A 19,848-nucleotide genomic window follows, 5' to 3' on the forward strand; every position below is an offset into this window, starting at 1 on the left:
GGGTGGCGGGGCGGGTCCGGCCCGTCGTGGTCGCCCCGGGCGGGGACGGATTGTGGTTCGCGCTGGAGTTCCTCCAGCACACCGGCACCTTCAAGGCCAGAGGAGCGCTCAACTTCACCGCGGCGCGGCTGGAGTCGGGGGTGATGCCCCCGGCGGGCATCGCGATCGCGTCCGGCGGCAACGCCGGGCTGGCGTGCGCCTGGGCGGCCGGCCGGGAGGGCATCCGGGCGACGGTCTTCGTGCCGGAGACGGCACCGGCCGTGAAGGTGGCGCGGCTGCGGGAACTGGGCGCGGACGTACGGCAGGTGGGCCGCGAGTACGCCGATGCGGCCCGGGCGTGCGCCGTGTTCGTCGCGGAGAGCGGCGCGCTGGCCTCGCACGCCTACGACCATCCGCTGATCGCGGCGGGCGCGGGCACGCTGCTGGAGGAGATCGTCGCGGCGCGGCCCACCGTGTCGACGGTGGTGGTGGCGGTGGGCGGCGGCGGCCTGTTCGCGGGCGTCGCCGCGGCGGCGGCCCGGCGGGGCGTGCGGGTGGTGGGGGTGGAGCCGGAGAACTGCCGGACGCTGCACGCCGCCCTGGCGGCGGGCGAGCCGGTGGACGTCCCGGTCGACTCGGTCGCCGCCGACTCCCTCGGCGCCCGCCGCGCCTCGGCGGACGCGCTGTACTGGGCCGCCCAGCCGCACGCCCGCTCGGTGCTGGTGCCGGACAAGGCGATCGTGGCGGCCCGCCGCGAGCTGTGGCGGACGCACCGCCTGGCGGTCGAGCACAGCGCGGCCACCGCGCTGGCGGCCCTGCGCACCGGCGCCTGGACCCCGGCCCCGGGCGAGGAGACGTGCGTGGTGCTGTGCGGCGCGAACACGGACCCCTCGGACCTGGGTTTCTAGGACGCGGGGGGCCGGGGGCCGCTGCGGGCGTACTGGCCGGGGCCGACGCCCAGCAGGCGCTTGAAGTGGCGGCTGAGGTGGGACTGGTCGCAGAAGCCCGCGGAGGTGGCCGCCAGGCGGGGCGGCACACCGTCGAGCAGCAGCGTCCGGGCGAGCGCGACGCGGCGGCCGATCAGGTAGCGGTGCGGGCCCATGCCGAACCGGCGGCTGAACGCCCGCACCAGGTGGGTGGGGTGCGCGTGCAGCGTGCGGGCGGCCTCCTGGAGGCTGACGCCCTCGACGACCCGCGCGTCGAGCAGGTCGCGCAGCCGGTGCGCGATACCGGGGTCGCGGGCGGGAGGGCGCGGCCCGGGCCGCCGTTCGAGGTGGTCGCGCAGCCGCTCGCGGACGAAAGCGAGGAGGCACTCCGCCTCCAGTTCGTCTCCCGTCCGCTCCAGGGCCCGGTGCAGCGCGTCGACCTGGTGGCGCAGCCGCGCGTCCGCCACGACCGGCCGGTCCACGGCGAGCCCGATGAGACGGTCGTCGAGCTGGGAGGAGGCCAGGTACAGGACGCGCTTGCGGAAGCCGCGCGGGCCGGCGGGGCGGCCGTTGTGGGGGACGTGGGGCGGCAGCAGGGTGACGGTCCGGTCGAGCGCGCCCCGCTCGTGACGGTCCAGGTCGTAGCGGACCATGCCTTCGTCCAGGATCAGCAGCGTCCACGTGTCGTGGGTGTGCAGGGGATAGACGTGGTCGGTGAACCGCGCGTGGAACACCTCGTCGACACCCGGCAGCCGCGGACGCCACGCCCGGACCCACGGGGGCTGCACCATGCAAGGATCGTACAAGACCCGGTGGGGCCGCCCGGGGTTCAATCCGGCGTATGGAAACGACGCTTGAGCCCGTCCGCTTCGACACCAAGATCGCCGTCCTGCTGCGGGACGACCTCCAGCCGTGGCAGCGGCTGAACACGACCGCCTTCCTGGTGAGCGGCATCGGCCGGGCGGCCCCCGAGGTGATCGGGGAGCCGTACGCGGACGCCGACGGCACCGCGTACCTGCCGATGTTCCGGCAGCCGGTCCTGGTGTTCGAGGGGAGCGCGGCGGCGCTGGCGGCCTCCCACCGGCGCGCGGTCGACCGGGGCGTGGCGCTGTCCGTCTTCACCGCCGACCTCTTCGGCACCGGCCACGACCGGGACAACCGGGCCGCCGTGCGCGCCGTGCCCCGGGACCGGCTCGACCTCGTGGGCATCGCCGTGTACGGGCCGCGGAACGCGGTGGACCGGATCGTCAAGGGTGCCCGCATGCACCCGTGACACCGCCGGTCGGCAGGCTGCCGGGCGGCCCTGTCAGCTCGCTGCGCGCCCGCCGACAGGGCCGCCCGCCGGCTGTCAGCCGGCCGTGCGGTAGGCGTCGACGATGGTGATGGTCGACGTGTTGCCCTGCTTGTCGGCGATCTCGGCGCGGAGCGACACGGTGCCGCCCGCCGCCGGGCTGGTGACCTTCACGCGGCCGTCGCGCACGGGCGCGTCCTGCCAGGTCTCACCGCCGTCGCAGGAGACGGACACGGCCAGCGAGCCGAGGTTGTCCCCGGCGGCCGAGCCCTGCACGGTGACGGGGATCCGCATCGCGCGCCCGGCCGGGGCGGTGCTGTCGAGCGCCAGCTCGGGGGTGAACCGGGCGATGCTGAGGGGCAGCTCGGCCACCTCCTGCTCCTCGGGAACGGTGGCCGAGGTGAAGGTGAACGAGGCGGTGACCTTCGTGCTGACGGAGGCGAGCGGTTCGCCCCGGCTGACCTCGGTCACCAGCTCGTAGGCGGCCTCCTCCGGCGGCACCAGCAGGTACGCCTCGTCCAGCGGCACGTCGTACGTCGCGTACTCCTCGCCGTCGCGGTACAGCGTGGTGCTGCCGCTGTCGTAGGCGGCGTAGGCGCGGTGTCCGTCCCCGTCGGAGAACGGGAAGATCGCGCCGTAGAGGGCGTCGCCCTCCCGCGCCAGGCCGCCCCAGTCGTCCAGGAGGGGGCCGAAGACGCCCGTGTTGAACGTCTCCCGGTACCGTTCACCCGCCTCGTAGGCGTTCCCCAGGGACACGGCAGAGGTCACCTGGTTCCCTTGGTCGTCGAACTGCCAGAACTCCTGGCTGTACGTGCCGGCGCGCGTGTCGGCGTACACCTCGACGGTGCGCGGCAGCGCGTGCTCGTCGGCGGCGAAGAGCATGCGGAACTGGGCGTCGGGATAGGTGGCCAGCGTGCCGGTGGCGCCCTCGACGGACGTTCCCGCGCCGGTGGTGATCCGGGCCAGGTCCTCCTGGCGGACGTGGTGGTCGAGCCCGTGGAACAGCTCGCCCTCCAGGACCTCGGCCGTGTGGTACTCCCGGCCGGAGCGCTGCCACGTGGCGGCGGCCACCGAGTAGCTCATCTCCCAGCCGGCGCCGTCGGTGCCGAGCTGCGCGGTGCGGAACCCGTCGGCCAGGTCGGGCATCATCCAGTAGGAGTAGTAACCCCAGGGGCTGTCGATCTCCTGCATCTCGTAGCCGACGCTCTGGTCGGTCAGCTCGGCGCGGCTGTCCTCGACGGTCATGTCGATCCGGGCGGCGTCGCGCGCGTCGAGGGTGAGGGTGGTGTTCTCGGTCAGGGACACCAGCGGGTGGACCAGCCAGTCCACGCCGGTGGCGTTCTCCGCGGTGGTGCCGCCGTGGAAGACGGTGGTGTCCAGCAGGTAGTCGCCGGGCGCGAGGCGGAGGGTGCGGGTGCCCCGGCCGTCGCCGTGCACGGTGGGCTCGTCGCCGAAGCCGCCGACGAGTTCGTTGGCGAACGCCTGCCAGTACGGGGCGGGTTCGCCGTCGCGGCCGATGACCTGGAGGGTGAGGTCGTACATCTCCTTCTCGTGCTCGACCACGGCCGGGGTGACGACGCGCTGACCGCCGTCGCCCGTCTCGGTGGCCGTGATGTGGGCGGTGTAGGTGCCGAACAGGTCACCACCGCCGGAGGTGTCGGCGGTGACGTCCACGGTGGCGGTGCCCCCGGCGGGAACGGTGACCTCGGTGGCGCCGAGGGTGAACGTGCCCTCGGGTGCCGGGCTCCCGTCCGGACCGGTGCCCCCGGCCGTCAGGGTGAGGGTGACGTCCCGTTCGCCCAGGTTGCGGTAGGTCAGCTCGCGGGTGAGGGGCTCGTCGTCCTCGTGCGGCCAGGCCGCGGTGCCGAAGTCGAGGACGCCGGGCTCGGTGACGACGGTCTGGTCGAGGGCGGCGGCGACATCGACGCGGCCGGCGCCCTGCTGGTACGCGCTGTAGCCCTCGCCTGGCTGGGCGGAGGCGGTCAGCGCGGACTTGAGCTGCTCGCCGGTCCAGTCCGGGTGCGCCTGCGCGAGCAGGGCCGCGGCGCCGGCCGTGTGCGGGGCCGCCATGGACGTGCCCGAGAGCGAGGCGTACCCGTCCGCGACGGGCTCCGCTTCCTCCTCGACGTCACTGCCGGGGGCCGCCGCGGCACCGATGTCCACGCCGGGGGCGGTGACGTCCGGCTTGACCGCCCCGGTGCCGGGCGCGCCGACGGACGAGAACTCGGCCGGCGCGTCGGACTTGTCGACCGCTCCCACGGTGAGCGCGGAGGCGGCGGTGCCGGGGCTGGAGATGGTGCCGGGGTCCGGGCCCTCGTTGCCGGCCGCGACGACGAACAGCGTGTCGGACGCGGCGGAGAGCGCGTCGAGGGCGTCGGCCACCGGGTCGACCTGCTCGACCGGGCCGCCGATGCTGAGGTTGACCACATCGGCGCCCTGCTCGACGGCCCACTCCATGCCGGCGACGATCCAGGACTCGTACCCGATGCCCTCGTCGTTGAGCACCTTGCCGTTGAGCAGCCCGGCACCGGGCGCGACCCCGGTGTAGGTGCCGCCGGAGGCCGCGCCGGTGCCGGCGGCGATGGAGGCGACGTGCGTGCCGTGCCCGACGCGGTCGCCGGCGTCGTCCGCGTCGGAGAAGTTCTCCGTGGCGATCACCTGACCGGCGAGGTCCGGGTGGTCCTCGCTGATGCCGGTGTCCAGGACGGCGATGGTCACGCCCTCGCCGTCGTATCCGGCCTCCCACGCCTCGGGCGCCCCGATCTGCGGGACGCTCTCGTCGAGGGACGCCTCGACCAGGCCGTCGAGCGCGATGGACTCGATGCCGGGCGCGGCGGCCGGCGTTCCGGCCCGCTCGCCGGAGCCGCCGCTGCCGGACGTGAGGTCGTCCCAGAGGGCGGGCAGGTCACCGGCCCCGACGGTCAGCGCCTCGGCGTTGATGGCCCCCAGCGTCGTCGCGTCGCCCCCTCCGCGTCGCGACTCCGTGGACAGGCCCTCGTCTTCGTAGGTGACGATGAGCGGCAGGCCGGTGTCGGCGGCGTAGCCGTCCCGGCTCAGCTCGGTGATGTCGAAGAGCCGCCGGTCGAGGGTGCCGTCGCGCAGCATCGGCACCACGTCCTGCGGCACCACCTCGACGTGCTCCCCGTTCCGGGACACCTGGACGGGCACGTCCTCGCGTCCCTCGGCCCGGATCAGGCCGCGGACCTCCCCCTGGTCGTCGACGACGACCCGGTCCCCGGTGATCAGGGTGACGAGCCGTGACGCCCCGGCGGTCTCCTCCGTCCCGCCGCCCCCCGGCGACGGCTCCTGTCCCCCGGCGACGGGCGCCGCGAACCCGGCCCCCACCGCCACACAGACGACCACGGCACCGAGCCGTGCTCCCCTTCGTCGTTTCCGTACCACGTCCCTCTCCTTCGAGCCTCGGAACATACGCGGTATGCATACCGCGTATGTTCAGACGCGCAAGGCCGCCCGCCGGATGCCCGGCGGGCGTGAGGGATTGGTGGGGAAGCCGTGGGGGAAGCGGTGACGGTGGGTCCGACGGGGTCAGGCCGCCTTTCCGGCGACGCTCGTCGTGCGGATGAACTCGGCGGCCAGCGCCGTGAATTCGGCCGCCCGCTCGTACTGGGGCAGGTGACCCGTCCCGGTGAGGAGATGGCCGCGGGCGTGGGGCAGGGCGGTCAGCGCCGCGGTGAGGTGGTGGGCCGGGAGCACGGCGTCCGCGTCGCCCCAGACCACCAGCGTCGGGACACGGGCCTCCGCCAGAGCCGTCAGCAGCCTGCGCCGCCAGCCGGGGTAGGAGCCGAGCAGCGGCACGCCCAGGCCGAGGGCCGTGCCGATGAACGTGGCGCGGAAGTCCGGCTGGCGGCCCACCTTCCCGGCGTGCCGGATCATCTCCTCCGTCGCGTGGGAGGGGTCGAAGAACAGCTCCCGGTTCACCTGAACCCCGGCCGCCCTGGCGCGCGGCCGGAACCGCTTGCCGACGCCGGGCACCGCGGCCAGCAGCGCGTACGTCATCGGCAGCACCGACACGTGCGCCTCGCGGCCGAAGCCCGCGCTGCCCGCCAGGACCAGTCCCGCGACCCGGCCGGGGTGCGTCACGGCGACCGTCATCGCGACCGCGCCGCCCAGCGAGTTGCCCATGAGCCAGACGGGGCGGCGCTCCCCCAGCGCGTCGAGCACGCCGACCGCCGACCGAGCGAAGGCGGCGAGCCCCGGGCGGCCCTTCCCGCGCCGCGTCAGCCCGAAGCCGGGCAGGTCCATGCTGATCGTCCGGTGGCCCCGGGCCAGCAGGTCGTGCGCGGGCGCCCAGTCCTCAAGGCTGCGCCCTATGCCGTGCAGGAGCAGCACCGGCGGGCCGTCCTGCGGGCCGGAGACCCGCACCCGGACGGCGGGGCCGCCCTCGACGTCGAGGTACGTCGCGTCGGCGGCGCTCACCGGCGGGCCTCCGCCGGCTCGGACACCTTCTGCAGGGCGGCGCGCGGCGTCGCCCGCAGCGTCCTGCCGAGGCTGCCGCGCAGCGTGGTGGCGGCGTCCAGCAGGTAGTTCTGCCGGACCTTCCACGGGGCGCGGTCGCCCTGGCGCGGGAAGGCGTCGATGGAGCGCTGGATGTAACCGGCGGCGAGGTCGAGCAGCGGGCGTTCGGCCAGCTCCCGGTCGGGCTGGGGCTCGACGGCGGCGTAGCCGTGGCGCTTCATGTGGTTGAGCACCCGGCAGACCAGCCGGGAGGTGAGGTCGGCGCGCAGCGTCCAGGAGGCGTTGGTGTAGCCGACGCAGACGGCGAAGTTGGGCAGGCCGGTGAGCATCGCGCCGCGCCACACGAACTGCTTCGACAGATCGACCGCCAGGCCGTCGACGTGCGGCGTGATGCCGCCGAAGGCCAGCAGCCGCAGCCCGGTGGCGGTGACGATGATGTCGGCCTCCAGCACGCGGCCGGACTTCAGCCGGATGCCCTCGGGCACGAACGCGTCGATGTGGCCGGTGACGACCTCCGCCTTGCCCTTCCGGATCGACCGGAACAGGTCCGCGTCCGGGATGGCGCACAGCCGCTGGTCCCACGGGTCGTACGACGGCGTGAAGTGCTCCCTGACCGCCTGCTCGTCACCGAGGAAGCGGACGGCCAGCCGGTTCAGCAGGCGGCGGGCGGTGTCGGGGCGGCGGCGGCAGAGCTGGTAGACGCCGGTGCTGATCGCGATGTTCTTGGTGCGGATGAGGCGGTGGGCCGCGTCCGGCGGCAGGGCGGCCCGGAGCCGGTCGGCGACCTTGTCCCGGCTGCGCAGCGGCGTGATCCAGGTCGGGGTGCGCTGGAGCATCGTGACGTGCGCGGCCTTCCGCGCCATCGACGGCACCAGCGTGACGGCGGTGGCGCCGCTGCCGATGACGACGACGCGCTTGCCTTCGTAGTCCAGGTCCTCGGGCCAGAACTGGGGGTGCACGACGGTCCCGGAGAACAGCTCGGCGCCCGGGAAGTCGGGGGCGTGGCCCTGCTCGTAGTCGTAGTACCCGGCGCAGGAGTAGAGGAAGTCGCAGGTGAGGGTGCGCCGTTCGGTACGGCCGTCGGCGTCGGTGCGGTCGACGGTCAGGGTCCAGCGCGCGGTGCGGGTCGACCAGTCGGCGGAGACCACGCGGGTGCGATAGTGGATGTGCCGGTCGATGCCGTACTCCTCGGCCGTTTCCTCGATGTACCGCAGGATCGAGGCGCCGTCCGCGATCGACTTCTCGCCGCGCCACGGCCGGAACGGGTAGCCGAGGGTGAACATGTCGGAGTCCGAGCGGATGCCGGGGTAGCGGAAGAGGTCCCACGTCCCGCCCATCGACGCCCGGGCCTCCAGGATCGCCCAGGAGCGGTCGGGGCACTCGGTGCGCAGGCGGTAGGCGGCGCCGACGCCGGACAGGCCGGCGCCGACGATCACGACGTCGAGGTGTTCGGGGAGCGGCCGGAATGTGCCGGAGGAAGGTGCCATGCTTTCAGGATGCGGAGATTCGCGACTCGGCTCTTGACCTGAGACGACAACCGTTTGACCCTGTGCGACATGTCGGTGATCAGATCAGCGGGCCTGCGGGGCTTCCGCGCGACCGTGACGGAGCTCGGCGGCGACCCGGAGGACTGCGCGGCGCGGGCCGGCCTGCCGGTGGCCGCGCTCGACGCGGACGACCTGATGGTGTCCGACGAGGCCGTCGCCAAGGCCCTGGAGATCGCCGCCCGCGACCTGGACTGCCCGGATCTGGGCCTGCGCATCGCGACCCGCCAGGACTTCGGGATGCTGGGCGCGCTGGCCCTGGCGATCCAGAGTTCGGCGACGGTCGCGGAGGCGCTGGAGTGCACGTCCCGCTACCTGTTCGTGCACGCGCGCTCCCTCAGCCTCAGCCTGGAACCCGACCCGTACGGCACACCGGGGATCGCCGCGCTGCGCTACGGCCCGCTGCCGGGCCTGCCCGCCCCGGTGCAGGGCACGGACCTGGGCCTCGGCTTCCTGCACCGGGCGATCCTCTTCCTCGTCGGCCCGTACGGACTGCGCGGCGTCGAGCTGCCGTACCGGCCGGCCGCCCCGGCGTCCGTCTACGAGGACTTCTTCGGCGCGCCGGTCCGCTTCGGGCGCCCGGCCGCCGTGCTGCGGATCCCGACGAGCCTCGGCCCCCGCCCGCTGGCGCGGGGCGACGAGCACCTGCGCCACCTCGCGCTCACGTTCCTGGCCGAACGCGCGCCGGCCGCCGGCGGGCAGCCGGACGTCGTGCCCCGGGTCCGGGCGGCGGTCCGGCAGTCGCTGGGCACGGCACCGCCGGACATCCGGACCGTCGCCCGGCTGCTCACCGTTCACCAGCGCACGCTCCAGCGCAGGCTGAGCGACCAGGGCACGACGTTCGCGGCGATCGTGGACGACGAACGCCGCCGGGCCGCCCGCCGCTACCTCGTCGGCACGGACCTGCCGCTGAGCCAGGTCGCCGGACTGCTCGGGCTGTCGGAGCAGTCGGCGCTCACCCGCTGCTGCCGCCGCTGGTGGGGCACGACCCCCAGCGCGGTGCGGCGGGGCGGCGGTGCCCGAGCCGTGGAGGTGTCGAACAGAACCGAATATCTGGCGTGAGGGGTCAAGCCATCCGCCGCCGGACGTCGTAGGTTGTCCTCTCCCTACTGTTCGATGCCTACTGTTCGAAGAAGCACGAGGAGCCGCGTCATGCCCACGCTCGACCGCTACCAGTTCGCCGGCGGCACCGCCGTCCTGACCGGTGCCGCGAGCGGCATCGGTGAGCACATGGCGCACGGCCTCGCCGCCCGTGGCAGCGACCTGGTCCTCATCGACCGCGACGCCGAGCGTCTCGCCGCCGTCGCCGACGCCATCCGCGCGGCCCGGCCCGAGCGGGCGGTCGACACCGTGGTGGCGGACCTGGCCGACCTGGCGGGCCTGGAGTCCCTGGTGGCGGGGATCACCGAGGCGCACCCGAGGATCACGCTGCTGATCAACAACGCGGGCGTGGCCCTGGGCGGCCAGTTCCACCAGGTGACGGCCGAGGACTTCGACTGGGTGATGGACATCAACTTCCGCGCCCCCGTGGCGCTGACCAGGCTGCTGCTGCCCCGGCTGACGCAGACCCCGGGCAGCCACATCGTCAACCTCTCCAGCCTGTTCGGCCTGATCGCGCCGCCCGGCCAGTGCGCCTACTCCGCCAGCAAGTTCGCGCTGCGCGGCTTCAGCGAGGTGCTCCGGCACGAGCTGGCCGACCGGGGCGTGGGCGTCACGACGGTCCACCCCGGCGGCATCCGCACCCGCATCGCGGAGAACGCCCGGGTGGGCGCGGCCGTGTCGGAGGCGGAGGCCAAGCTGGCGCAGGAGGCCGGCGCGAAGTTCCTCACGTACCCCGCCGACAAGGCGGCCGAACGGATCCTCGACGCGGTCGGGAAGCGCAAGGGCCGCCTCCTGATTGCCCCCAGCGCGGTGATCTGCGACCTGCTGGCCCGCGCGTTCCCCGCCAACTACTTCGCCGTCCTGCGCCGCCTGGGCCCGCCCCCGAAGAAGGAACAGGCCGGCGCCGCCGCCGGTTCATCTCGATAGGGCTACGGAGCATGACGAACCGGTCGCCGGATGAAGGGAGTTCTGCTAACCAGTACGGCAACGGCTGAATGACCGCGTCAGCCGTTCAGGGGGACACATGGGGGACATGACACCCGCCCGCCGGGTCGCCATCGGGACGACCGCGCTGGCCGCCATCGCCACCACTCCGCTGTTCTGGCTGCTGGACGGCCCGGACAGCGCCCAGGTCGCCGCCGCCTGCCTCCAGGCCGCGACCGGCGTCGCCGCCCTCGCCTACGCACTGTTCCACCGGCCGTCGCCCGCCGCTCCGCCACCTGCTCCGGCCCCGGCTGCGGCGATCGAGGTCATCGGCACCGGCAACGCCGTCGCCACGGCGGGCGGTACCGCCGTCACCGGTCTCACGGGCCCGGTGGGCAGCGGCGGGGCGCGCGTGGAGAACACCGGGGATGCCGAGGCCCACGGCCCCGGCAGCAACGCCACCACCGGGCGAGGGGAGGCCCCGCCGCGATGACGACAGAGCCCGGCCCCGACGAAACGGTCACCGCGCCGCTGCGGATCTCCGCCACCGGCGACGCGAGCGCGTCCGGGGACAGCATCGCCGTGTCGGGCGGCGTGACCGGCGGCATCCACGGACCGACGACGTGGCTCCAGCAGATCGGCGTCTTCCTGCCCGGGAGTCTCCGGTCGCGGAAGACGGCGCTGGTGATCGTCTGCCTGCTCGCGCTCCTGCTGGGCGGCGTGGCGCTGGGCGCCATGACCGGTACGCCGCCCTTCGGCGGCGCCGACTCGGACTCCGGCTCCGGCTCCGACCGTGCCGGTGAGGCGCCGGAGGACGGCGGCGGCACGGACGCCTCCGGAGCCGCGGCGGGCGGCGGTACCGGAGACGCCGGATCGGGCCCCGCCCCGACCGGCGGCCCGGAGGACGACGCGCCGGAGGACGACGCGTCAGGGGGCGGCGGCACGGAGGACGGCGGCGGCGGAACCACCACCGAGGCGTTCCACCTGTCGGCCCCGACGCTCCTCACCCCCGGAAACGACGCGGTCCTCGACGCGTACCCCCGGGCCATCACGTTCACCTGGCAGGGCGTCACGGGAGCGACCGACTACCGGGTCGAGGTCGAATGCCGCTGCGACGGCGACTGGTCCTCGCAGGTGGACGAGGTGACGGCCGCGACGAGCCACGACACCACCTGGCCGGACGCCACCGAGGGCCGCTGGCGCGTCACCGCCCGCACGGCCGACGACACGTCCGCCAGCGACTGGTGGTACTTCCGGTACAGCCTGACCCTTCCGGCCCCCGTGCAGGTGTACCCCGCCCACGGCTCGGTCTTCACCCACTACCCCCGCACGATGACCCTGGACTGGGACGCCACCCCGGGCGCGGCCGGGTACTACGTCGAGATCGACTACTACGCCTTCGAGCAGTGGAACACCCTGGTCCAGGAGACCACCCCCGACACCGGCTACACCTTCGACTTCATCGGCGCCCAACCGGGTCGCTGGCGCGTGACGGCAACGACGACGGACGGCGCCCTGGGCGCCAGCAGCGACTGGTGGGAATTCACCTACACCCAGTGAGCGGGTTCGGGTGCTGGACCGGTGCGGTGCATGGCTGACTCAGCGGTGCGGGGTGGGCCGGTAGACGAGTTCTTGGATCCGGCCGTCGAACGTCCGGCTCTCGATCAGCTCCAGGTCGAAGTCGGCCGCGCCCGCGAAGATCGGGTCGGTCCCGGTCCGACCGCTGATCACAGGGAAGATCGTCACCTGGACGTGGTCTACGAGCCCTGCGGCCATCAGCGCCCGGTTCAGCGACAGGCTGCCGTGCGAGCGCAACGGCACCTCGGACTCCTTTTTGAGCCGGGCGACGACGTCGACGGCGTCGCCGGCCACGACGGTCGCGTCCGGCCATGCGAAGGGTCCTGCGAGCGTCTTCGACACCACCGTCGTCGGCGTGCTCCGCATCCGGGAGTTCACCGGGTCGAGGTCGGCCTCCGGGATCGCGCCGATCAGCTCCATGAACTGCCGGAAGGTGTTGGCCCCGAGAACCATCCGCTGCTCTTCGCTGAGCGCGGCAAGACGGTTGTCAAGGAACTCGGGCCCCTGCTTTCCCCAGTAGCCGCCCCAGTCGCCGTCGGGGCCGTAGGAGCCGAAGCCGTCGAGGGTGGAGAAGACGTCCCAGGTGTAGCCGGCGGTCATGGTGCTCTCCTCAAGTGCGGTGGATGGCGCGTCGTGGATAGAGACAAGGAGCCATGACGAAACTCATCGCACGTGGACTGCCGGATTCGGGTCGCCTTCGATGCGGGTCGCCCCGGGCTTCCCGGCATCCCCTGCCCGGTACCTCCGTGATCCCGCCCGGAGTCGGCAGCGGCGGCACGCGCCCTGGCCCGCCGCGCCTCGACCGTCCACCACGGCCCGCGCCCCGCGCGATCCGGTCACCCTGCCGCAGTCGGACGGCTCGGCCCTGTCTCCCGGCTCTCTGCACCGGCTCCGCGACTGGCCTGTTGAGAACTACTCAAGGAATCGACAAGGCCCCAGGTCGGACGGCCGGTTCGAACGCGGGACGGCACACGGTACAGATCCCCCCACGCACGGGGCACGAGCCGAGCCGTCAGGGGACGGACAGGCTCGTGGCAATGCAAGGCTCAGCCGGTCAAGCGGAGAATGCCGCCCGCAGGCGGCCTGCGAGCGGCATCCTCACGTTTCATCGGGGCGCGACTCTTATGAGGAGAAGAGCAGTGTTGGTTCGGCGAGGATGTCGCGGTTCGCCTCGCTCTTGTAGATCAGATCGATGCTGCCGAATCGCGCGTCGTTGTAGTCCAGGCCGAGGGCGGCGACGGCTTTCCGGACGGCTTCTTCGGATGGCCCTTCGATTTCGAGGAATGTGGGCAGGCCGGGCCACGTGTCGAAGTCGTAGGTGATGCCGTCGAGTTGCCATTCCTCGCGATAGTTCTGCTGATAGCGCACCTGCCGCAGGCCGATAGCTTTCAGAAGTTCAGCCGTCTTCTCCAGGTCGTTGACCTCGATTTCGATTTCCGTGGTGCCACCGATGTGGGTGGCATCGCTGACCTGCTTCAGCGTGAGCGTGGTCTTGCCGCCCTCATCTCGCAATCGAAGCCACTGTTCGCCCTGGACGGCATCGTTCTCGAAGATCAGGCGCGTAAACATGGTCTTGGGGAAGACCTGCTCCGCACCAGCGCTACGGATCTTCCCCTGTAGCCTCTCCACATCGATCGCCAGAAACTTGGCCTCGTACTCGTGTTCCGCCATTGCTCTCCTTCGGCATGTCGGGGATTACGTGCTCATGCCACAGAATTCCTGATCGCGCAGTTTCCTGATTTCGCCACACAGTCCGCTTCCGATGAATTCTTCCACGGGCAGGCACAGATCCATGCGTTGAATACACACACCGACATGGAAGGCTCCCACGGGGTCGCGGTAGAGCCGTACCCCGTAGTAACCCTCCTGACAGTCAGCGTTGTTATTGAACCGGCACCCGGTGCACGTCTCGGGCAGTCGCAGCGGACGGATGTGCTTGACCACGAGCACGCGGCCGTTCGGCAACCGATAGGAGATGCGAAATCCGGACGTGCCAGCGATCAGATGCACCTCGTACGGCTCCGCGCCGAGTTCCGCCAGCAACGTGTCGATGGCGTCAAGCGACTCCTCACCGTCCGCCAGTGACGACAGGACGCGGACCGACAGGCGCGGGGAATACCGCGCCAGAAGCCGGTGAACGCGCCCGACGTGAGAACGGTCGGGAAGGACGACGTTCGCCCTTGTCCTCAAGCCCAAGTCCAGTGCAACACGGATCGATTCGTCCAACGCCTCGATCTTAGCGGCGGCCAGCGGGGCCCTGCGGAACTTCACGTTCTGCACCTCGGCCAGTTCGCCGGGGTCGGTGCCGAAGATCGAGAAGTTGACGCGCTGGAGCCCGGCCTGCACACAGCCCGGCAGGATCCTGGCGCCGTTCTCCCCGTTGGAGGTAACGCTGACCCGGTAGCCGCTGTTGCCTGCCAGCGCGACGAGCTGCGCCAGCTTCGGGTGCAGGGTGGGCTCTCCGCCCGTGAGGTGGGCCTCGGTGAAGCCGAGCGCCTCCTGGAGCTGTTCGAGGGCGTTGCGGAACCCTTCGTCGGGGTGCATGGGCGCCGCGACGAAGCGCGCGCCGTTCCTGGCCAGATAGATGGACACCCGGCCGGACGGGCCGGCCGGATTGAAGGCGCCGGCCGTTGGGGCGCGGTTGTCCGCGCTGACCGGGGTTCCTTCGTTGTGGCAGAACGTGCAGGTCATGCCGCACGCATCGATGACCTTGACACGTAAGGTCCGGTCCACCGAGATGCGGACCGGTACAGCACAGCCAAGGCCCAGTAAGGCACGGTGCTGGAACACGGTGACGCTCACTCCTTTGTAGAGGTCTGTCCGACAAGCCCGTCCCCGCCGGAGGTCAAGGGGGAGCCGAGTGACCAACTGGGCGAACGCCCCAGCGGGGGCGGGCGGAAAGCCGACGCCGGGCCTGCCCCGAGGGCGGCCAGCACCCGGCGTCGGCGGCTTGCAGGCCAAGCGGCTGATCTGTTGGGGAACAAGCCGCGCCATGAGCGCAGAGGGCTTACGCGGCGCTGCGCAGCAACGGGCGGAAGCAGGACCGGGTCGAAGGCGGGCTAACGGCTTCGGCTGGCTGGCCGCCGTCCGTCACCGGCTCGTCGGGTTCGATTTCGAACCACACCGTCTTTCCGGCCACGCTGGGCGTCGCTCCCCAGGCCACGGAGAGGGCGGTGACCAGCACCAACCCTTTCCCCGACTCCGCTTCCAGCCCGGCGTCGGCAGGCTGCGGCAGGGCGGGGTCATGGTCGGTGACTTCGACCCGGACCCGTTCACCGGTCCACCGCACGCACACCGCGCACGCCCCGCTGGTGTGCGTGAGGGCGTTGGTGACCACTTCACTGATCAGCAGTCGCAGATCGTCCAGCCGGTCCTGCGACAGGCCAAGCTGCCACCCGGAGACCACCGATATGACCCGCTGCCGCGCTGCGGCCACCGACCCATCAGTCGGTGTGACGCGGAAACCGTGGGGCATAGATCTATGCAGTCGCTCCAGCACGATGGATCACACTCCGCTTCCCTCTTTCTCGGATCGCCCGGGGCTCCGGGACGGAGTAACGACCATCCACCGCCGGGCCGCAACGGCGTAAGGTTTCAAGGGGGTTTCACCTCCCTACCGTCCCCCGCGCGGTGCTGGCAGCCGCTACGCTGAGCGGGCGGGTGACGACGGGGAGTCCTGATGGCCGGTCAGCCAGATGAAGCGCTGCACCACCCACTGGCCTACGTGCGAGCCAGGCTCGGGCTGGGGAAGACGAAGTTCGCCGAGACGATCCGCCTGCACGGGCGCGCCCTCGGCTGCAATCTGGGAACCACCAGATCCACGGTCTTCAAGTGGGAACGGGGAGATCACGCCCCGGACGACATCACCCAGCAGGTGATCGCCCACATACTGAAGGTTCCCGATTCCGCCCGTACGTCCGTTCCCTGGCCCTACTGGCTGCCCGCGTGGGAGAACTCATCCATCGCGGCCCCATGGACCTCGGCGGCTACGCTGGAATCCCTGAATCAACTTGCGGAGGGTGCATCCATGGACCGGAGAGGATTCCTCGGCGTCGGCGGTGCGGCACTCGCGGGCATCGGCGCCCAATGGGCCACCGCCGACCCGGCCGTTGCCGCAGCCGCAACCGGAGACACGGTCACGCCCGCCACCGTGGACCGGCTGAGCGAACGAGTCGAATCGCTGCGCGCCCTGGAGCAGCAGACCGGAGGCAGCGACTACCTCGACTCCGCGCGGGCCGACCTTCGCCTGATCACCCGCATGCTCGACAACGGCCGCTACACCGAGGCCACAGGGCAACGCCTCTACACACTGGCCGCCGAAGTCTGCTGCCTGCTGGGCTGGATGAGCTACGACGCCAGCCTGCACACAGCCGCGCAGCAGCACTACACGGCCGCTCTCCGCTCCGCCAGGACCGCCGGGGACGACACTCTCGGCGCTCACACACTGTGCTTCATGGCCACCCAGGCCGCCAACCAGCGCGAGCAGCGCGCCGCCGTCAGCCTGATGGACACCGCCGAGACGGTGCGCAGCCGCGTCCCGGCCGTCATGCGAGCGTCTGTGGCCGCCCACCAGACCACCGTCTACAGCAAGGCCGGGGAGACCAGGAAGGCCGCCGAAGCCCTCAACCGCGCCTTCGACGCCCTCGACCGCGCCGACACCGCCGACGCCCCCACCTACCTGGCCTGGTTCGGGGAATCCCAACTCCGCTCCACCGAAGGCCGTTTCCTCCTGATGAGCGGACAGGCCCACCGCACGACGGAAGCCCTCGAACGCTCCGTCACCCAGGCCGCCCCTCGCGACCGCGCCGTGCGGTACGGCACGCTAGCCCTGGCCTACCAGCAGACCGGCGACCTGGACGGAGCGCTGGACGCCACCCACAAGGCGGCCGACCTCATCGAGGAAGGCATCCACTCCCAGCGCAGCGTCGAACGCCTGCAAGAAGTCAGCCGCGCCTTCGCCCCGCACCGCAACGAAGCAAGGGTCCGGGAGGCATCCGAACGGATCGCCGTCCTCGCCGCGTAGCTCATTCCGGCAGTACGGCTGAGCCCCCGCCCGTTACCTGAGAAGGCAGCGGGCAGGGGCTCAGCCGTTCCCCGGACCAGTCAGCCGCCAGACTCCCGACGGCCGACCGGCACGTGCGTGATCCGCACCCGCAGGAAATCGGCACCGCAGACCACGCACGCCAGGCCATCGCCTGCAACGGTGACAGACGGGTGATGATCTCCTCGCGGTTCATCGGGCCTCGCCGCCCCGGCGACGGCGCGGACGCTTCCGCTCACCGCCATGGTCGCGGAGATGAGCAGTCCACGTGGGGTTCGGCTACTTGTAGATGCTGTTCGAGCCGCGCCCTGGGAGGACATCCGCGTCACCGACGGCAGCGGCTTGGACGCCGAGGTCGCTTGGCTCCGGGCCGAATACGCCGAGGACGTCGCGACCTTCGGGAGTTCGGGCCTCACGGTGACCGTGGTGGAGCAGAGTTTGGTGGATGAGTTGCGGATCTAGCTGCATCCCGTGTTGCTGGGCCGCGGTCGGAGCCTGTTCGCCGGCCTGAAAAACCACATCCACCTGAACGGCCGGGCGGTGACCGTGTTCCGCTCGGGTAACGTCCTCCTGCGGTATCGGCCACCCGGCCGCGCAGGCAACCTGTAGTCGACGTCGGCGTCCACGCACGGAGAACCGCGAAATCGACCGCAGGGCCGATGGCATGGTCATACGCACCGCTCACCGCCGCGCGAGATCTGTGCGCCACGACTCCCACGGCCTACCAGGGCGGTGGGCTGGGTCGAGAGGATCGTCCGACCCAGTGACGTGGCGGGCCGGGCACCCGTCGGACACCTCGACGCAGCCGCCTCGCCCAGGATCGATCCGCGTCAGACCTCCTGCGGCAGGTCGTACTCCTTCCCCGGCGTCTGGCCCGAGCGCAGGGCGTGGACGAACGGCATGAAGATCCGTGCGCCGCTCCAGAACTCCACGCCGACTCCGGGGATCGCGGGGGCCTGCTGACGGCCGTGCGAGTAGCCGTAGCACCTCGCGATCTCGGGCGAGCCCGTGTTGTTCAACACGGCCGCCACGTACAGCTCCGCATCGGTGATCCTGATCCGGCCGCCGCCGAGGTCGGGCAGCGGCAGCGGATCCGGGGCCTGCTTCTCGACGGGCTGCTCCGGCTCGTCGTACCGGTCGCCGTCGCGCGGCTGGGCGGTGATGCCGTGCCAGATCTCGGCACCCGAGGCGAAGCGGACCTTGATCCCCAACGGACGCTTCGTCCCGTCACTCCACGGCTCGGCCTGACCGATGCCGGACGCCTGCGCGTAGGCGTCGAGGGCGAACTGCTGAAACCTCTCAGGGCGCAATGCGATGCTCCGTGGTGGGGGTGGGGCTAAAGAGTCGCGTCACTGACGGCGGAGACGAACGCGGCCCAGCCGGTAGCAGGGAAGACCAGAGCCGGGCCGTCAGAGCATTTGCTGTCCCGCACCGGGACTCCGGCCGGGTACCTGTCAGCCACTTCCAGGCAGTTAGCGTTCTCTACGCCGCTGTAGCTCGACTTACGCCAGGCAGTCAGCGTCGAAGCTTCACTGATCGTCTTCATCCTTGTACTCCTCCAGATAGTGATGGAACAGGTCTCGCGCTTCCTGCTCCCTCAGCGCCATAGAACGCACGACATCCAGCCCTTGTTCCAGTTCCGCGATCCGCTTCGGGGAGTCCGCCGGTTCCGAGGTGGCGAAACTTTCGACCATCCCGAGGGTCGTCCCATCCTTGACGGTACAGAGGGTCATATAGCCTCCGAGCATGGGATGCATGGCCCCGAAAGGCACAACTTGCACATGCACCTTCGGCCTCTCGCCGAGCTTCAAGACATGTTCGATCTGCCGCCGCATAACAGCGCGAGACGGTGTGGGGCGCTTTAGCGCGGCCTCATCAACGATGGCCCAGTAGAGAGGCGGATCCGGCCGGTCCAGGACGCGCTGACGCTTCAGGCGGTGCGCGACTTGAGCTTCGATCTGTTCTGCCGACTTCCACGGACCGGCCGCCTTGAAGAAGGCCCTTGCATAGCTTTCCGTCTGGAGCAGCGCGGGAAAGTTGCTGCTGGCGAAGACTTGAATACGCAGTGCTTCACGCTCTCTGACCACGTAATCCCGCGTATATTCCGGTAGTTCTAGTTCATGGGCCATGTCGAGCAGGTCGGTGAACAGGCCATCCGCCTTGAAGTACTGGTCCAGCGCCTTGACGAGGGATTCCGTCGCGGCCTGCTCTCCTCGTTCGACACGCCCCAAGAAGCCATAGGGGAAATGGATTTGCTCGCCAAGCGCGCGCAGCGACAGACCAGCGGCCTCCCTGGCCCGTCGCATCTGACGACTCAGCATGGTACGCGGTGTCGGACCGTCCTCATCACGAAGCTCCATCGAACGCACACTCCAACTCACCGTGTCCTGGGGATTTTTGGGCTCAGGCCAGATGTGTACCTGAAGGGCCCCGATGGCGATAGTGATACACACACGGTCCGTTGGCGGTCAACACCGCGTAATCAGATCAGAAGCACGAACAAAGATGCCCCGGCGACGGCTGCCACCGTCCCGAGGCGCGGTCAACACTAGGTTAGGAGCGTCAACATGCCGCAGTTTATCGTCCGGTCCGGGCATTCGGAACGCCCGGAGAATCCGCCGCAACCGCCACCCGCGCAGGAACAGCCCGACTCGTTGGAGGAGCTGCGGCGGCGAGCCGCACTGCTCGGGGAGGAGATCGACGCGCATCTGGGAGGGCTGAAGAAGTGACGACCGTCCTCGCGGGGGCCGAGTGGGTCGTGCGGGCCGAGTACGACGAGGCGTGTCACGTGGCCTGTCTGGGGTGCGCGGCGGAGTCCGGGGCGGTGGGCGTCGCCGTGGTGTGGGCCATCGAGCACGCCCGGCGCGGTGGTCCCGGGCACGACCGGTTCCTCGCCGCCACGCGGACCCACTGGCACGTCGTTCCCCGGCGTGTCACGTGGCCTGTCTGGGGTGCGCGGCGGAGTCCGGGGCGGTGGGCGTCGCCGTG

At 71.3% G+C, this 19,848-nt stretch carries 21 protein-coding genes; 10 read left to right on the plus strand and 11 right to left on the minus strand.

Annotation, left to right across the window (positions count from 1 at the left end):
- Positions 1 to 2 precede the first annotated feature (2 nt).
- On the plus strand, positions 3 to 887 hold the full coding sequence (locus ACSNOC_RS22105; protein ID WP_436749278.1) for a serine/threonine dehydratase: 885 nt from the start codon (positions 3 to 5) through the stop codon (positions 885 to 887).
- On the opposite strand, the gene ACSNOC_RS22110 is transcribed toward ACSNOC_RS22105, so the two are convergent.
- Complete coding sequence (locus tag ACSNOC_RS22110; protein WP_436749279.1) at positions 884 to 1,696, minus strand: AraC family transcriptional regulator; 813 nt, start codon at positions 1,694 to 1,696, stop codon at positions 884 to 886. The genes ACSNOC_RS22105 and ACSNOC_RS22110 overlap by 4 nt on opposite strands.
- A gap of 50 nt (positions 1,697 to 1,746) precedes the next feature.
- Here ACSNOC_RS22110 and ACSNOC_RS22115 point away from each other — a divergent pair, with 50 nt between their 5' ends.
- Positions 1,747 to 2,178 (plus strand): DUF2000 family protein, encoded by a 432-nt coding sequence (locus ACSNOC_RS22115; RefSeq protein WP_436749280.1) that lies wholly within the window; start codon positions 1,747 to 1,749, stop codon positions 2,176 to 2,178.
- A 75-nt stretch (positions 2,179 to 2,253) separates the two neighbouring features.
- Here the strand turns inward: ACSNOC_RS22115 and ACSNOC_RS22120 are convergent, their stop codons facing one another.
- From ACSNOC_RS22120 to ACSNOC_RS22130, 3 genes are all read right to left on the minus strand, one after another.
- On the minus strand, positions 2,254 to 5,598 hold the full coding sequence (locus tag ACSNOC_RS22120) for a S8 family serine peptidase (RefSeq protein ID WP_436749281.1): 3,345 nt from the start codon (positions 5,596 to 5,598) through the stop codon (positions 2,254 to 2,256).
- Positions 5,599 to 5,742: 144 nt separating this feature from the next.
- On the minus strand, positions 5,743 to 6,633 hold the full coding sequence (locus tag ACSNOC_RS22125; RefSeq protein ID WP_436749282.1) for an alpha/beta fold hydrolase: 891 nt from the start codon (positions 6,631 to 6,633) through the stop codon (positions 5,743 to 5,745).
- Complete coding sequence (locus ACSNOC_RS22130; RefSeq protein ID WP_436749283.1) at positions 6,630 to 8,159, minus strand: flavin-containing monooxygenase; 1,530 nt, start codon at positions 8,157 to 8,159, stop codon at positions 6,630 to 6,632. Before ACSNOC_RS22130 ends, ACSNOC_RS22125 begins: the two co-directional genes overlap by 4 nt.
- Positions 8,160 to 8,228: 69 nt before the next feature.
- On the opposite strand from ACSNOC_RS22130, the gene ACSNOC_RS22135 reads away from it, so the two are divergent.
- The 4 genes from ACSNOC_RS22135 (at position 8,229) to ACSNOC_RS22150 (ending at position 11,801) form a co-directional block, all read left to right on the plus strand.
- Positions 8,229 to 9,278 carry an AraC family transcriptional regulator ligand-binding domain-containing protein gene (locus ACSNOC_RS22135; RefSeq protein WP_436749284.1) on the plus strand — a complete coding sequence of 350 codons (1,050 nt, stop codon included), beginning with the start codon at positions 8,229 to 8,231 and terminating at the stop codon, positions 9,276 to 9,278.
- Positions 9,279 to 9,368: 90 nt separating this feature from the next.
- Positions 9,369 to 10,244 (plus strand): SDR family NAD(P)-dependent oxidoreductase, encoded by an 876-nt coding sequence (locus tag ACSNOC_RS22140; RefSeq protein WP_436749285.1) that lies wholly within the window; start codon positions 9,369 to 9,371, stop codon positions 10,242 to 10,244.
- A 97-nt stretch (positions 10,245 to 10,341) separates the two neighbouring features.
- Positions 10,342 to 10,734 (plus strand): hypothetical protein, encoded by a 393-nt coding sequence (locus ACSNOC_RS22145; protein WP_436749286.1) that lies wholly within the window; start codon positions 10,342 to 10,344, stop codon positions 10,732 to 10,734.
- Entirely contained in the window at positions 10,731 to 11,801 is a 1,071-nt protein-coding gene (locus ACSNOC_RS22150) for a hypothetical protein (RefSeq protein ID WP_436749287.1), read from the plus strand. Before ACSNOC_RS22145 ends, ACSNOC_RS22150 begins: the two co-directional genes overlap by 4 nt.
- A 39-nt stretch (positions 11,802 to 11,840) precedes the next feature.
- Here the strand turns inward: ACSNOC_RS22150 and ACSNOC_RS22155 are convergent, their stop codons facing one another.
- The 4 genes from ACSNOC_RS22155 to ACSNOC_RS22170 form a co-directional block, all read right to left on the minus strand.
- On the minus strand, positions 11,841 to 12,419 hold the full coding sequence (locus tag ACSNOC_RS22155; protein ID WP_436749288.1) for a dihydrofolate reductase family protein: 579 nt from the start codon (positions 12,417 to 12,419) through the stop codon (positions 11,841 to 11,843).
- Positions 12,420 to 12,941: 522 nt separating this feature from the next.
- Complete coding sequence (locus tag ACSNOC_RS22160) at positions 12,942 to 13,490, minus strand: class IV adenylate cyclase (protein WP_436749289.1); 549 nt, start codon at positions 13,488 to 13,490, stop codon at positions 12,942 to 12,944.
- A gap of 24 nt (positions 13,491 to 13,514) precedes the next feature.
- A complete protein-coding gene (locus ACSNOC_RS22165; RefSeq protein WP_436749290.1) occupies positions 13,515 to 14,609 on the minus strand; it encodes a radical SAM protein in 1,095 nt (364 codons plus the stop codon).
- Positions 14,610 to 14,826: 217 nt separating this feature from the next.
- Positions 14,827 to 15,318, minus strand: coding sequence for an ATP-binding protein (locus ACSNOC_RS22170; RefSeq protein ID WP_436749291.1), 492 nt, complete (start codon positions 15,316 to 15,318; stop codon positions 14,827 to 14,829).
- Between the two features lie 180 nt (positions 15,319 to 15,498).
- Here ACSNOC_RS22170 and ACSNOC_RS22175 point away from each other — a divergent pair, with 180 nt between their 5' ends.
- Entirely contained in the window at positions 15,499 to 16,842 is a 1,344-nt protein-coding gene (locus ACSNOC_RS22175; protein WP_436749292.1) for a transcriptional regulator, read from the plus strand.
- Positions 16,843 to 17,103: 261 nt separating this feature from the next.
- Entirely contained in the window at positions 17,104 to 17,322 is a 219-nt protein-coding gene (locus ACSNOC_RS22180) for a hypothetical protein (RefSeq protein ID WP_436749293.1), read from the plus strand.
- 368 nt (positions 17,323 to 17,690) lie between these two features.
- Here the strand turns inward: ACSNOC_RS22180 and ACSNOC_RS22185 are convergent, their stop codons facing one another.
- The 3 genes from ACSNOC_RS22185 to ACSNOC_RS22195 are packed head-to-tail and all read right to left on the minus strand — an operon-like array spanning position 17,691 to position 19,220.
- Positions 17,691 to 18,170: a hypothetical protein gene (locus ACSNOC_RS22185; protein ID WP_436749294.1), complete on the minus strand. Its 480-nt coding sequence runs from the start codon at positions 18,168 to 18,170 to the stop codon at positions 17,691 to 17,693.
- 26 nt (positions 18,171 to 18,196) lie between these two features.
- Complete coding sequence (locus ACSNOC_RS22190) at positions 18,197 to 18,406, minus strand: DUF397 domain-containing protein (RefSeq protein WP_436749295.1); 210 nt, start codon at positions 18,404 to 18,406, stop codon at positions 18,197 to 18,199.
- Entirely contained in the window at positions 18,390 to 19,220 is an 831-nt protein-coding gene (locus ACSNOC_RS22195) for a helix-turn-helix domain-containing protein (RefSeq protein WP_436749296.1), read from the minus strand. The genes ACSNOC_RS22190 and ACSNOC_RS22195 overlap by 17 nt, the downstream gene beginning before the upstream one ends.
- A 207-nt stretch (positions 19,221 to 19,427) precedes the next feature.
- On the opposite strand from ACSNOC_RS22195, the gene ACSNOC_RS22200 reads away from it, so the two are divergent.
- Positions 19,428 to 19,589 (plus strand): hypothetical protein, encoded by a 162-nt coding sequence (locus ACSNOC_RS22200; protein ID WP_436749297.1) that lies wholly within the window; start codon positions 19,428 to 19,430, stop codon positions 19,587 to 19,589.
- Positions 19,586 to 19,848 (plus strand): DUF7848 domain-containing protein (locus ACSNOC_RS22205; protein ID WP_436749298.1); only part of this gene is annotated, 263 nt, incomplete at its 3' end. The genes ACSNOC_RS22200 and ACSNOC_RS22205, both read left to right, overlap by 4 nt.

This window comes from Streptomyces sp. URMC 129, from assembly GCF_051386415.1.
Classification (GTDB): domain Bacteria; phylum Actinomycetota; class Actinomycetes; order Streptomycetales; family Streptomycetaceae; genus Streptomyces.

What these genes read in the sequence shown, in the direction of transcription:
- ACSNOC_RS22150 (WP_436749287.1), top strand. Translation starts at nt 10,731, where the DNA reads ATGACGACAGAGCCCGGCCCCGACGAAACGGTCACCGCGCCGCTGCGG.
- ACSNOC_RS22160 (WP_436749289.1), bottom strand. Translation starts at nt 13,490, where the DNA reads ATGGCGGAACACGAGTACGAGGCCAAGTTTCTGGCGATCGATGTGGAG.
- ACSNOC_RS22130 (WP_436749283.1), bottom strand. Translation starts at nt 8,159, where the DNA reads ATGGCACCTTCCTCCGGCACATTCCGGCCGCTCCCCGAACACCTCGAC.
- ACSNOC_RS22115 (WP_436749280.1), top strand. Translation starts at nt 1,747, where the DNA reads ATGGAAACGACGCTTGAGCCCGTCCGCTTCGACACCAAGATCGCCGTC.
- ACSNOC_RS22140 (WP_436749285.1), top strand. Translation starts at nt 9,369, where the DNA reads ATGCCCACGCTCGACCGCTACCAGTTCGCCGGCGGCACCGCCGTCCTG.
- ACSNOC_RS22200 (WP_436749297.1), top strand. Translation starts at nt 19,428, where the DNA reads ATGCCGCAGTTTATCGTCCGGTCCGGGCATTCGGAACGCCCGGAGAAT.
- ACSNOC_RS22180 (WP_436749293.1), top strand. Translation starts at nt 17,104, where the DNA reads ATGGTCGCGGAGATGAGCAGTCCACGTGGGGTTCGGCTACTTGTAGAT.
- ACSNOC_RS22190 (WP_436749295.1), bottom strand. Translation starts at nt 18,406, where the DNA reads ATGAAGACGATCAGTGAAGCTTCGACGCTGACTGCCTGGCGTAAGTCG.
- ACSNOC_RS22135 (WP_436749284.1), top strand. Translation starts at nt 8,229, where the DNA reads ATGTCGGTGATCAGATCAGCGGGCCTGCGGGGCTTCCGCGCGACCGTG.
- ACSNOC_RS22175 (WP_436749292.1), top strand. Translation starts at nt 15,499, where the DNA reads ATGGCCGGTCAGCCAGATGAAGCGCTGCACCACCCACTGGCCTACGTG.
- ACSNOC_RS22145 (WP_436749286.1), top strand. Translation starts at nt 10,342, where the DNA reads ATGGGGGACATGACACCCGCCCGCCGGGTCGCCATCGGGACGACCGCG.
- ACSNOC_RS22110 (WP_436749279.1), bottom strand. Translation starts at nt 1,696, where the DNA reads ATGGTGCAGCCCCCGTGGGTCCGGGCGTGGCGTCCGCGGCTGCCGGGT.
- ACSNOC_RS22195 (WP_436749296.1), bottom strand. Translation starts at nt 19,220, where the DNA reads ATGGAGCTTCGTGATGAGGACGGTCCGACACCGCGTACCATGCTGAGT.
- ACSNOC_RS22155 (WP_436749288.1), bottom strand. Translation starts at nt 12,419, where the DNA reads ATGACCGCCGGCTACACCTGGGACGTCTTCTCCACCCTCGACGGCTTC.